This window comes from Aeromonas sp. QDB34, assembly GCF_027705405.1.
GTDB classification, from domain to species: Bacteria; Pseudomonadota; Gammaproteobacteria; order Enterobacterales; family Aeromonadaceae; genus Aeromonas; species Aeromonas hydrophila.
The window spans coordinates 76532-89060 of record NZ_JAPDBT010000008.1; the positions used below are offsets into that span (position 1 = coordinate 76532).

The 12529-nt window shown below is 63.5% G+C and carries 12 protein-coding genes; 5 read left to right on the top strand and 7 right to left on the bottom strand.

The genetic code is table 11. From position 1 onward, the window contains the following. Positions 1–19 precede the first annotated feature (19 nt). Positions 20–484: a thioesterase family protein gene (locus OKC29_RS12740; RefSeq protein ID WP_029306122.1), complete on the bottom strand. Its 465-nt coding sequence runs from the start codon at positions 482–484 to the stop codon at positions 20–22. A 133-nt stretch (positions 485–617) separates the two neighbouring features. Here OKC29_RS12740 and recQ point away from each other — a divergent pair, with 133 nt between their 5' ends. Next, positions 618–2453, top strand: a complete 1836-nt coding sequence (gene recQ, locus OKC29_RS12745; RefSeq protein WP_011707789.1) for an ATP-dependent DNA helicase RecQ — start codon at positions 618–620, stop codon at positions 2451–2453. Positions 2454–2521: 68 nt separating this feature from the next. Here recQ and OKC29_RS12750 read toward each other — a convergent pair whose 3' ends face one another. After that, positions 2522–2821 carry a c-type cytochrome gene (locus OKC29_RS12750; protein ID WP_049045451.1) on the bottom strand — a complete coding sequence of 100 codons (300 nt, stop codon included), beginning with the start codon at positions 2819–2821 and terminating at the stop codon, positions 2522–2524. A 103-nt stretch (positions 2822–2924) separates the two neighbouring features. On the opposite strand from OKC29_RS12750, the gene OKC29_RS12755 reads away from it, so the two are divergent. From OKC29_RS12755 to OKC29_RS12765, 3 genes are all read left to right on the top strand, one after another. Continuing rightward, positions 2925–4352 carry a protein adenylyltransferase SelO gene (locus OKC29_RS12755; protein WP_073352617.1) on the top strand — a complete coding sequence of 476 codons (1428 nt, stop codon included), beginning with the start codon at positions 2925–2927 and terminating at the stop codon, positions 4350–4352. Between the two features lie 10 nt (positions 4353–4362). Beyond that, the gene (locus OKC29_RS12760) at positions 4363–4650 is read left to right on the top strand and encodes a DUF3630 family protein (RefSeq protein ID WP_162275792.1); all 288 of its coding nucleotides are present in this window, start codon (positions 4363–4365) and stop codon (positions 4648–4650) included. 132 nt (positions 4651–4782) lie between these two features. After that, entirely contained in the window at positions 4783–5457 is a 675-nt protein-coding gene (locus OKC29_RS12765) for a 7-cyano-7-deazaguanine/7-aminomethyl-7-deazaguanine transporter (protein WP_073352161.1), read from the top strand. Between the two features lie 270 nt (positions 5458–5727). On the opposite strand, the gene rraA is transcribed toward OKC29_RS12765, so the two are convergent. Next, complete coding sequence (rraA, locus tag OKC29_RS12770; protein WP_005306574.1) at positions 5728–6213, bottom strand: ribonuclease E activity regulator RraA; 486 nt, start codon at positions 6211–6213, stop codon at positions 5728–5730. Between the two features lie 146 nt (positions 6214–6359). On the opposite strand from rraA, the gene OKC29_RS12775 reads away from it, so the two are divergent. Continuing rightward, positions 6360–8213: a methyl-accepting chemotaxis protein gene (locus tag OKC29_RS12775; protein ID WP_017409750.1), complete on the top strand. Its 1854-nt coding sequence runs from the start codon at positions 6360–6362 to the stop codon at positions 8211–8213. 57 nt (positions 8214–8270) lie between these two features. On the opposite strand, the gene mgtE is transcribed toward OKC29_RS12775, so the two are convergent. From mgtE to nirD, 4 genes are all read right to left on the bottom strand, one after another. After that, positions 8271–9695, bottom strand: coding sequence for a magnesium transporter (gene mgtE, locus OKC29_RS12780; RefSeq protein WP_073352158.1), 1425 nt, complete (start codon positions 9693–9695; stop codon positions 8271–8273). 131 nt (positions 9696–9826) lie between these two features. Then, complete coding sequence (gene cysG, locus OKC29_RS12785; RefSeq protein WP_073352156.1) at positions 9827–11233, bottom strand: siroheme synthase CysG; 1407 nt, start codon at positions 11231–11233, stop codon at positions 9827–9829. 12 nt (positions 11234–11245) lie between these two features. Beyond that, entirely contained in the window at positions 11246–12058 is an 813-nt protein-coding gene (nirC, locus tag OKC29_RS12790; protein ID WP_073352154.1) for a nitrite transporter NirC, read from the bottom strand. Positions 12059–12115: 57 nt separating this feature from the next. Beyond that, complete coding sequence (nirD, locus tag OKC29_RS12795) at positions 12116–12433, bottom strand: nitrite reductase small subunit NirD (protein WP_041204400.1); 318 nt, start codon at positions 12431–12433, stop codon at positions 12116–12118. Positions 12434–12529 lie beyond the last annotated feature (96 nt).

A 12529-nucleotide genomic window follows, 5' to 3' on the forward strand; every position in this document is an offset into this window, starting at 1 on the left:
TTTTATGCAATAGGCTGGCTCAGCCCACCAGATAGGTGCCGGTACCGAAGGCGATATGAGTCCCTTCTTCGTTGTGCAGTTCCATGCGGGCAACCGCGACCTTGCTGCCGGCCCGGATGATGTGGGCGGTGGCGATGAACTCGTTGCCGCGCCCCGGCCGCAGGTAGTCCACCCGCAGATCGATGGTACCGAGGCGGGAGAAGCGCTCCTTGAGGTAGCTGGGGGAGAAGTCTTCCAGCTCGTCGATGCAGGAGGCGGCGACTATCATGCCGCCGGCCACATCGAGCAGGCTGGCGGTGACGCCGCCGTGCAGGATGTTGTGGAAGGGGTTGCCGATCAGCTTCTCCTCCATCTTGATGCGCAGCTCCACCTTGTCGAAGTCGTAGTGCGTCACCTGCATGCCGATCAGCTTGTTGAACGGCATCCTCTCGGCGAACAGGTTGGCAATGCCACTGAGCGCCATCTTCTTGAGCATCTGTTTCATTCCTTGAGTCCGATCCCTGGCAGTACGACCGAGTAAAAATTCCAGCCAGTCTGCAACACTTCCTTAACAGTCGCAATGGCAGGTTTATTGTAGGCGGCGGCTGCTTTAGAATGGCGACCCCAAAGGAGAGCCCATGACCGCCATTGCCGAAACCCTGCCTGACCCCCAGCCAGAGAATCCGCTTGCCCTGCTGCAGGCGGTGTTCGGCTATCAGCAATTCCGGCCGGGCCAGCTCGAAATCATCGAGCAGATCGTGGCGGGGCGCGATGCGCTGGTGCTCAAGCCCACCGGTGGCGGCAAGTCGCTCTGCTACCAGATCCCGGCGCTGTTGCGGCCCGGGCTCGGGGTGGTGGTCTCTCCCCTCATTTCGCTGATGAAGGATCAGGTGGACAGCCTGCGCGCCAACGGCGTGGCAGCGGTCTACATCAACTCGGCCCTCAGCCGGGAGGAGATGATCCAGAACTTCGCCGCCATGCGGCGCGGCGAGATAAAAATCGTCTATGTCTCCCCCGAACGCCTGCTGCAGCACGAGTTTATGGATCGGCTGGCGGAGCTGCCGCTCGGCCTGTTTGCCATCGACGAGGCGCACTGCGTCTCCCAGTGGGGGCACGATTTTCGGCCGGAATATGCGGCGCTGGGCCGGCTCAAGCAGTGGTTCCCGCAGGTGCCGGTGGTGGCGCTCACCGCCACTGCCGACGAGGCGACCCGCAGCGATATGCTGCATCGGCTGGAACTCCACGACCCCTTCATCCACACCGCCAGCTTTGACAGACCCAATATCCGCTACAGCCTGGTGGAGAAGTTCAAGGCGGCGGAGCAGCTGCTGCGCTACGTGCAGAGCCAGAAGGGCAACTGCGGCATCGTCTACTGTTCCAGCCGCAATCGGGTGGAGGAGGTGGCCGAGCGGCTCTCCCGCCACGGCTGCAAGGCGGCGCCCTATCACGCCGGCCTGCCGCTCGAGCTACGTCAGCGCACTCAGGAGTCCTTCCTCAAGGACGACATCGAGATAGTGGTGGCGACGGTGGCGTTCGGCATGGGCATCGACAAGCCCAACGTGCGCTTCGTGGTGCACTACGACATCCCGAAGAACATCGAATCCTACTATCAGGAGACCGGCCGGGCCGGCCGTGACGGCACCCCGGCCGAGGCGCTGCTGCTCTACGATCCCGCCGACATCGGCCGGGTGCGCCGGCTGCTCGACAACATCGAAAACCCCCAGCAGTTGCAGGTGGAGCAGTACAAGCTCAACGTGATGGCTGCGTTTGCCGAGGCGCAGACCTGCCGCCGCCAGGTGCTGCTCAACTACTTCGGCGAGTACAACGACAAGCCGTGCGGCAACTGTGACATCTGCCTCGACCCTCCCCAGAGCTATGACGGCACCGAAGATGCCCAGAAGGCGCTCTCCTGCGTCTGGCGGGTGGGGCAGAATTTCGGGGTGGGTTATGTGGTGGAGGTGTTGCGCGGGTCGCTGAACCAGCGCATCAAGGACCACGGCCACGACAAGCTGTCGACCTACGGCATCGGCAAGGATCAGAGCCACGAGTACTGGATGAGCGTGATCCGCCAGCTGATCCACAAGGGGCTGCTGACCCAGAACATCACCCGCAATCTTGTGCTGCAGCTGACCGAGGCCGCCCGTCCCGTGCTGCGCGGCGAGGTGAAGCTGGATCTGGCGGTGCCGCGCCTGCAGCCCATCTCCAGCCGCAAGGAGAAGCGCAACGGCCTGCTCGACAACGCCAACTACGACAAGCGGCTGTTCAAGGAGTTGCGCGCCCTGCGCAAGCAGATCGCCGAGGATGAAGAGGTGCCGCCCTACGTGGTGTTCAACGACGCCACCCTGGTCGAGATGGCGCAGCTGATGCCGATGACCGAGGCGGAAATGCTGGCGGTCAACGGCGTGGGTCACCGCAAGCTGGAACGCTTCGGTGAAGCCTTTATGGACCTGATCATCGACTACTGCCGTCGGTAAAAGGTTGGCGAAGTTGCACCGGGCAGAAGCTTCGCCAACGGGCGGCGCGTGTCTGCCGGGCGCGCCGGTTATTTGAGGCTGGCGTAATAGGCCGCCAGGTTCTCCATGTCCGCATCGGTGAGCGGCGCCATGAAGGGCACCATCAAAGGCTCCTTGCGGCTGCCATCCTTGAAGGCCTTCAGCTGTTTCACCAGATAGGCGGCGTTTTGTCCCGCCAGATGGGGATAGTTGGGTATCAGAGCCTTGCCTTCGACCCCGTGACAGGCGGCGCAGACGGCGGCCTTGGCCTTGCCTGCCTCGACATCGGCCGCCTGGGCCGGCCCCCACAACAACAGCAACAGGGGCAGGGCGCCCAGCCATCTTTGCATCTTCTTCTCCTTGAAATGAAATAGCGCATCGTCCGTTAGCCAGTGCTGGCCGACGGCGGTATAAAGAGTGACACGAGCATACGCAGGGATGAACCGCACCACCATGAAGCTGATCAACACTTTTGCCACCGAACTGCCCTGGGCCTGTGAGCCCGTCGCACCCCAGCCACTGCATGCTCCCGGCCTGCTGCACCTCAACCGTGCGCTGCTCGGCGAGCTGGGACTGGGGGCGGTGAGCGAGGCCGACTGGCTGGCCTGCTGTGGCCATGGGCTGCCCTTGCCCGGCATGCAGCCGGTAGCCCAGGTCTATGCGGGCCACCAGTTCGGCGGCTACAGCCCGCGTCTTGGCGATGGCCGTGCCCTGCTGCTGGGGGAGCAACAGGCGCCGGATGGCAGCCGCTGGGATCTGCACCTGAAAGGGGCGGGCAAGACCCCCTTCTCCCGTTTCGGCGATGGCCGCGCCGTGCTCCGTTCCAGCATTCGCGAGTACATTGCCTCCGAGGCGCTGCATGCCCTCGGTATTCCCACCACCCGGGCTCTGGTGCTGGTGGGCAGCCTGGAGCCGGTCTACCGCGAGCAGGTGGAGACGGGCGCGACCGTGCTGCGTACCGCCCCGAGTCATCTGCGCTTCGGCCACGTCGAGTATTTCGCCTGGAGCGGGCAGGGGGATCGGATCCCGACCCTTATCGACTATCTGCTGCGCCACCATTTCCCCGAGCTGGCCGATGGTGCCGAGCTGTTTGCCGAAGTGGTGCGCCGCACCGCGCGGCTCATCGCCAAGTGGCAGGCGGCAGGCTTCTGCCACGGGGTGATGAACACCGACAACATGTCGCTGCTCGGACTGACGCTGGATTACGGCCCCTACGGCTTCATCGATGCCTATGTGCCGGACTTTGTCTGCAACCACTCGGATCCGGGCGGCCGCTATGCACTGGATCAGCAGCCGGCGGTCGGTTACTGGAATTTGCAAAAGCTGGCGCAGGCGCTGGCCGGCCACGTCGATGGGGACGCGCTGGTTGCGGCCCTGGCCCAGTATGAACACCAATTGATGCTGCACTACTCCGAACTGATGCGCGCCAAACTGGGGCTGGCGGTGTGGGAAGAGGACGATCCGGCGCTGTTTCGCGAGTTGTTCCGGCTGCTGGCGGCGCACGGGGTGGATTACCACCTGTTCCTGCGTCGTCTCGGTGAGGTGACGCGAGAGGGGGCGTGGCCCGCCAGCCTGCTGGCCCTGCTACCGGAGCCTGCCGCCTGGCAAGGGTGGCTTGAGGCCTATCGGGCGCGCCTCGCCCGGGAAGGGAGCGAGGATGGCGTGCGCAAGGGGCTGATGGATGCGGTCAACCCCAAGTATGTGCTGCGCAACGCGCTGGCCCAGCGGGTGATCGAGGCTGCCGAGCAGGGCGACATGGCGCCGTTCGAGCGGCTGTTTACGGCTTTGCAGCATCCCTATGATGAGCAACCCGAATACGAGGATCTCGCTACTCCGCAACCGGCATGGTATTGCGGTGGCGAGCTCTCTTGCAGTAGTTGAGGAGCCGCAGATGAACTGGCATATCGCGCAAATAGACAGGGACGCCGGGGTAGTGACGCTGGTGAACCCCGCGCTCGACTGGGACAGCTTTCCGACTCTGGCTAACACCCTGTTGCAGGAGTGGGAGCTGGTAGCGCTCGAGCGGGAGTGTGGCGCCGATCGTCACAGCTGGTTGCTGGAGTTCGAGGGGAGCCGCTTTCGGCTCGAATACGAACACTACAGCGGCTGCTGGCTGGCGGCGGAGCAGCCGGCCGATGCCGAGGTGCTGCTCTGGCTGGTTCGTCAGCATCAGGGCTGAGCAGGGGCGGCAGCCTCAAGCAACCGCATAAAGATTGAACTATCAGCGTGGGGGCGTATAATCTCGCCCCTCAATTATCGCCAATGGTGGCGGTATGGGTTCCCTAACCCCATTAACCAAAAAGGTCACAATATGAATCTGACCCCTGCTCAGCACCAGACGGCGCTGGTGCGCCTCTCGTTGTTCCACATCCTGATCATTGCCAGCAGCAACTACCTGGTGCAGCTGCCGATCACCATCTTCGGCTTCCATACCACCTGGGGTGCCTTCAGCTTCCCGTTCATCTTTCTGGCCACCGACCTGACGGTGCGGATCTTCGGTGCCGGTCTGGCGCGCAAGATCATCCAGACCGTGATGTTGCCGGCGCTGGCCATCTCCTATGTCCTGTCGGTGCTGTTCTTCGAGGGCAGCTTCCAGGGCGTCGGCAACCTGGCTGAATTCAACCTGTTCGTGGCGCGCATCGCCCTGGCCAGCTTTATGGCCTATCTGGTGGGCCAGTTCATGGACGTGGTGGTATTCAACCGGCTGCGGCTGCTGAAAGCCTGGTGGGTGGCACCGGCGGCCTCCACTCTGTTCGGCAACCTGGTGGACACCATCGCCTTCTTCACCATCGCTTTCTGGCGCAGCACGGATCCCTTCATGGCCGAGCACTGGGTCGAGATTGCTACCGTGGACTACGTGTTCAAGCTGCTGATAAGCCTGGGGTTGTTTGTGCCGCTCTACGGCGTGCTGCTGCGTTATCTCAGCCGCAAGCTGGTGGGCGAGGCCGGATTGGCCGGCCTGCAAACGGCCACGCGACAAGCCTGACGAGATTGACCACCCCCAGGGGTGGTCAATTTTTTTGCATTTTTGGCAAATAAGGGTTGCCAAGTTAAATGAGAATGATTATTGTTACCTTGTTTTCCGGGAAAGACTTCATTCGTTCCAACGTGATGGACTTCTTGTGAAGGCACGACATTGCTCACATTGCTTCCAGTTAAGGGGCCAGTTTTTACTGGCCCTCTTTTTTTGCGTGTTTTCGGCCAGCGACGGGCATAAAAAATGGGAGCCTTGGCTCCCATGTTCACTCTGCTCTGCTTACTCGATGTCGAGTGCATCGGGGGAGAGGATCACCCCTGTGGTATCGGCGTAGAGGTGGTCGTCCGGCAGGAAGGTGACGCCGCCGAAGTTGACCGGCAGATCGGTCTCGCCCACGTCCTTGCTGTCGGCTCCCACCGGAATGGCTGCCAGCGCCTGAATGCCGATATCCAAGTCTTCCAGAATGTCGACCTCGCGTACGCAGCCGTAGCAGACGATCCCTTCCCACTCGTTTTCGGCCGCCGTGGTGGCGATCTCGCTGTCGATCAGGGCGCGGCGCATGGAGCCACCGCCATCGATCAGCAACACCCGACCGACGCCGTTCTCTTTGACGAGTTCACGGATCAGGCCGTTTGATTCGAAGCATTTGACTGTGGTGATGACGCCGCCGAACGAGGCGCGGCCGCCGAAGGAGCAGAGCATGGGTTCGAGCACATCCACCATGTCCTGATAGATGTCGCACAGTTCTGAAGTGTTGTATTCCATTGTGTCAAATCCACCGCTGGAAACAGGTGGGATCCAGTATAAGGAGTGGGACCGGCATTTCAATGAATATTCCTTGAACAACAACGGGGATAACGTTTTCCGCATAAGCTCAATGCAGTCCATCCCGTGCTTGTGAGAGGTTCATCGTGCTGATCCGTCATAAATTGATCCTGAATACCGCGCTGGTCGCCGTTGCCATGCTGGTATTGAGCGGCCTGTTTCTCTACTCCAACCAGGTGAGTCGCCATCTGACCGAGGCCCAGCGCAACGTGGACGGGCTCGAGATCGCCATGCTCAACCTGCGACGGGCCGAGAAGGATTTCCTGATCCGCAAGGATCCGGCCTTCGTGACCCGCTTCAACGAGGTGCTGGCCAATTTTCACCAGCTCAACCAGACCCTGGGTCAGGATGACAACCTCAGCGCCGTGCAGGGCGAACTGACCCGGCTGGATCAGCAGATGGGAGCCTATGGCAAGGCCTTCAACGATCTGGTGGCCCAGCAGCAGATCATCGGGCTGGGGCCGGAAGACGGCCTCTACGGGCGTTTGAGAACCGCGGTGCATCAGGTGGAAGAGGGGCTCAAGCAGCTGGATGAACAGGGGCTGCTCATCACCATGTTGCAGCTGCGGCGGGCGGAGAAAGACTTCATGCTGCGCTCCGACATCCAGTATCTGGAGCGCTTCCAGACCCTGCACAAGGACTTCCAGCAGCGGCTGGCAACCCTGCCGGAGGCTGATCGCGGCAAGCTGGAGCAGGCCAGCGAGCAGTACCGGCAGGACTTCGTCGCGCTGGTGCAGGGCATGCAAGTGCTGGGGCTGAGTGAAGATGAGGGGCTGCGCAATGAGATGCGGGGCCTGGTGCATCAGACCGAGCAGGGCTTTACCGCCGTCGGCAAGCACATCGCCGACGAGCTGGTACGGCAGACCTCGCGCCTCAATACCCTGATGCTGGTCTGCGGCGGCATCATCATAGTGCTGATCGGCATCATGAGCATGTTGCTGGGGCGCAGCATCGACCGCCCCATCTCACGGGTGAACGACACCGTCAACCGCATCCGGCAGGACAACGACCTGCGCCTCAAGATAGAACTGCAGGGGGCGGACGAGATGGCCCAGCTGGCAGGCAATCTGGACGTGATGCTGGGGGGCTTTCGCCACCTTATCGGCGATGTGAAGCAGAGCGTGCACACCCTGACCGAGGCGGCGGATCACCTCTCCGGCAACGTGCGCCGCACCAGCGAGGGGGCTGCTCGCCAGCTGCAGGAGACCGACATGGTGGCGACCGCCTCCACCGAGATGGGCTCCACCATAGAGGAGATTGCCCGCAACACCGAACAGGCCGCCAACAATGCCCAGACCACCAACAACAAGGCGATGGAGGGGCGCAGTGCGGTGGAGAACACCGTCAGCCAGATCCGCTCCCTGGCCGACAATCTGGAGAACTCCTCCCGCGAAGTGGCGCAGTTGCAGCAGGAGAGCGAAACCATCGGCTCTGTGCTGGACGTGATCCGCGGCATCGCCGAGCAGACCAACCTGCTGGCGCTTAACGCGGCCATCGAGGCGGCGCGGGCGGGGGATCAGGGGCGCGGCTTTGCGGTGGTGGCGGACGAGGTGCGCAGCCTGGCCATCCGCACCCAGAAGTCGACCCAGGAGATCGCCGGCATCATCAGTTCGCTACAGAAGCAGACCGGCAACATAGTGGGCATGATGGCGACCTGCCGCGAGCAGGGCAACAGCAGCTCGGAGCAGGCCAGCATGGCGGGCGAACTGCTGGAGCAGATCACCCAGGATGTCACCCACATCATGGACATGAGCACCCAGATTGCCGCCGCCATCGAGCAGCAGAGCCTGGTGGCCAACGAGGTGAACCGCAACGTCAACAATATTCGCGACATCGCCCAGGAGTCGAGCCTGATGGCGGAGGAGAATGCCAAGTCGAGTCACGGCCTGACCGAGCAGGCCAAGCTGCTCAACCAGGCGGTGGCCAAATACCGGGTGTAGCGGCCGCGCCGAATGAACAAGGGAGCCATAAAGGCTCCCTTTTTATTGCCGAGCGGATTAAAGCAGGAACAGGGTGGCCAGCCCTAGGAAGATGAAGAAGCCGCCGGTGTCGGTGATGGCGGTGATCATCACGCTGGCCCCCACTGCCGGGTCGCGGCCCAGCCGGCTCATGGTCATGGGGATGATGACCCCCATCAGTGCCGCCACCAGCAGGTTGAGCATCATGGCAAGGGTCATCACTGCGCCCAGCGCCGCATCCTGATAGAGGATGTAGGTGGCCACCCCCATGGTGCCGCCCCACACCAGGCCGTTGATCAGGGCCACCCCCAGCTCGCGCCACAGCAGGAAGGAGACGTTGCCGGTCTGGATATGCTGCAGCGCCAGGGCCCGCACTATCATGGTGATGGTCTGGTTGCCGGTGTTGCCGCCGATGCCGGCGACGATGGGCATCAGCGCCGCCAGCGCCACCAGCTGGGAGATGGTGTGCTCGAACAGACCGATCACCCGCGATGCCACGAAGGCGGTGCAGAGGTTGATGGCTAGCCAGGCCCAGCGGGTCTTGACCGCCTTGGAGACGGGCGCGAACACGTCCTCCTCTTCACTGATCCCCCCCATCCGGCGCAGGTCGGTGTCGCTCTCTTCATAGACCAGGTCCACCACCTCGGCGACGGTGAGCCGGCCCATCAGCTTGCCACGGCCGTCGATGACGGCGGCGGAGACCAGGTCGTCCCGCTCGAAGGTACGGGCGGCGGCTTCATCGTTGTCTTCCGGATCGAAGGTGACCGGATCCTTCTCCATCACGTCGCGCACCAGGGTCTCGGGCCTGTGCAGCAGCACAGTGGTGAGCGGCAGCTCCCCCTGCAGCCGGTTGCGCCGGTCGGTGACGAACAGCTTGTCGGTGTTGGCGGGGATCTGGCCGCGCAGGCGCAGGTAGCGCTGCACCGTGGCCAGGCTCACCTCGGCCCGCACCGTGATGAGTTCGAAGTCCATCATGGCGCCGACCGTGTGCTTGCCGTAGCGGATCACCTCCCGCACCCGGTCGCGCTGGGCCGGGGCCATGGAGGTGAGTAGCCGCCCCATCAGGTTGCGGGGCAGGTACTGGCCCAGATAGATCTGATCGTCGATATCGAGGGTGCGCAGGGCGTGCAGCAGCTCCTTGTCGCTCATGCCGCTGATCAGGCTGTCCCACACCGTCTCCGATGCCTCGACCAGGATCTGGCCGTGTTTCTCCTCGTCCACCTGCTGCCACAGCACGTGACGCTCGTCCGGCGGCAGGGATTCCAGCGCATCGGCGATATCGGCGGCGGGCAGGCTGTTGACCAGCCGGGTGAGCTCGCTGGTCTGATCCCGCAGGGTGGCATCCTGCACCCCTTGCGGGTCGAGCAGGCTGTCGGTGAGGGCATCATCGGCCAGCAGCAGGGTGAGAATGCGCGATCTGTCTTGTTCACGCTGTTTGGCGCTGTTCTTGGCGGGGAGGGACATGAAGCAGAATTCCTGAATTCGGTGGTCCGGCTGACACACCCATAGGATACCAGACTCAAAACAAGAGGTTATGACAGTAAATGCAGAAAAAGAAACGCCACCCGAAGGTGGCGTTGGAATGGATGCAGCGATCAGGCCGAGGCCAGGGCCGCGTCTGCGGCACCTCCTTGCCCGAACCAGGCAAGCTGGTCCGCCAGGGTCACCACAGATCCCACCATGATGAGAGCCGGGCTCTCGACCCCCACCGCCAGTTCGGGCAGCTGGTCGAGGGTACCGCGAATGACCCGCTGACTTGGCTGGGTGCCGCGCTCGATCAGCGCCACCGGGGTGTCGCCCGCCTTGCCGTGGGTCAGCAACTGCTCGCGGATGGTTGCACAGGAGGAGAGCCCCATGTAGAACACCAGGGTCTGTTTGTCTTTGGCCAGCAGCGGCCAGTCGAGATCCCGGGCGCCACCCTTGCCGTGGGCGGTGACGAAGCGCACGCTCTGGGCGTGGTCGCGGTGAGTCAGCGGAATGCCGGCGTAGGCGGCGCAGCCGCTGGCCGCGGTGATCCCTGGCACCACCTGAAAACCGATGCCGCTGCCGACCAGCGTCTCCAGCTCCTCGCCACCACGGCCGAAGATGAAGGGGTCACCCCCCTTCAGCCGCACCACCCGCTGGCCCTTCTTCGCCTCCTCCAGCAACAGCTGGTTGATCCCCTCCTGCGGCACGCAGTGGTTGCCCGCCTGCTTGCCGACGAAGATGCGTTTGGCATCGCGGCGCACCAGCGCCATCACCTCGTCGGAGACCAGTCGGTCATAGACCACCACGTCAGCCTGCTGCATCTGGCGCAGGGCGTGCAGGGTGAGCAGGCCCGGATCGCCGGGGCCGGCTCCCACCAGCACCACCTCGCCAGCGCTCTGGCTTTCATCGGCAAACAGGTTGTCGGCCAGCTGATGGGCAGAGGCGCTATCGCTCCGCGCCAGCGCCTGACCGAGCCGATCCGCCCCGAGCAGCCGCTCCCAGAAGCGGCGCCGCTCGCCCATGCTGGCGAAGCGCGCCTTGACCCGCTCCCGCAGGCTACCGGCAAAGGTCGCCACGGCCCCCAGATGTTGCGGCAGCAGGGCTTCGAGTTTTTCCCGCAGCAGCCGGGCCAGCACCGGCGCCTTGCCACCGGAGGAGATGGCCACCATCAGCGGCGAGCGGTCGATGATCGACGGCATGATGAAGCTGGAGCGTTTCGGGTCATCCACCACGTTGGCAAAGATCCGCGCCTGATTGGCGCTCTGGTAGACCAGCGCGTTCACCTCGCGCCGATCGGTGGCTGCCACCACCAACCACTTGCCCGCCAGTTGCTCCGGCGCGAATTCACCGGCCAGCCACTCGATGCTGCCGTTGGCAGCCAGCTCCGCCAGCTCGGGGTCGAGCTCGGGCGCGACCACGGTGAGGCGAGCACCGGCATCCAGCAGCAGGCGCGCCTTGCGCTCCGCTACCTCGCCGCCGCCGATCAGCAGCACGGGTTTGTTGTCGAGTCGGCAAAAGATGGGCAAGTAGTCCATGGGGCCTCCGGATCAGGCGGTTCGGGTCTGGTTGGTGGTGCTGGTGGTTTCGCTCACCGCGACCGGGCGCTCGGCCTTGGGGGTGGCATACCAGTAGCCGAGACCCATAAAGAGGGCGCCGGAGACGGTGTTGCCCAGCGTCACCCACAGCAGGTTGTGGCCGATGCCGCTCAGGGTGTAGGCATCGGAGTGGGCGCCAAACCAGGAGAGGGCGAACAGGGTCATGTTGGCGATGGAGTGCTCGTAGCCGGAGGCGATAAAGGCCAGCAGGCACCACCAGATGGCGATGAAGCGGGCGGCTCCTTCGGTGCGCAGCGCCATCCAGATGGCGAGGCAGACCAGCCAGTTGCAGAGGATCCCCTTCATAAACAGGGTCAGCGCCGGTGCCTGGGTTTTGGCCAGTGCCACCTTGTGGGCCAGACTGCCCGCATCCGGCAGCAGGCTGCCGCCGTAGGAGTAGATCAGCGCCACCACGACGGAGCCAATCAGATTGCCCGCCCAGGTCTGCGGCAGGATGCGCAGCAGATCGGCCATGGTGATCTTGCCCGTTTTCACCCCGAAGGTGAGGAACATGGTGTGGCCGGTAAACAGCTCGGAGCCGGCGATGATCACCAGCGTCAGGGCGATACCGAAGGTGGCCCCCATCACCAGCGGCCGGATGGCGGGATCCACCAGATTGCCGAGAGTGAAGATGAGGATGATGCCGAGGCCCACATAGGCCCCCGCCATGGCGGAGCTGAGCCAGAAGCCGAGCTTGTCGCTGCGCTCGAAGCGGTTGATGCGGGCCGCGTTGGCGGCGCACTTGTTAATGGTTTCCGTGTACATCTTGTGAGTCCTTGAAAGGGCTGCCCTCTGGCAGCCCGAAAGAGAGTGAAATCGGCGTTAGACGGCGACCCAGACCTGCTGGTCGCGCACTTCAACGGGATAGCTTTGCACCGACATGGCGGCGTTCTCGAGGCAGTGGCCGTCGCGCAGACGGAAGTGCTGCTTCTTGAGCGGGCTGGCGACCCAGAGCTCGCCCTCGTGTTCACCTACGATGCCGCGCGACAGCACGTTGGCGGCGAAGAAGGGATCCCGGTTGTCGATGGCGAACACCTCGGCCGCCGCGCTCGGGCGGAACAGGGCGATCTGACGCCCCTCGAGCAGAGCGCAGACGCCGGTGCCCGGCAGGATGTCGTTGAGTTGGCAGGCGAATTTCATGATTGAACCTCCACATCGAGCGAAACAGGCATATTCTGACGCCCCTCGAGCAGAGCGCAGACGCCGGTGCCAGGGAGTATGTCGTTGAGTTGGCAG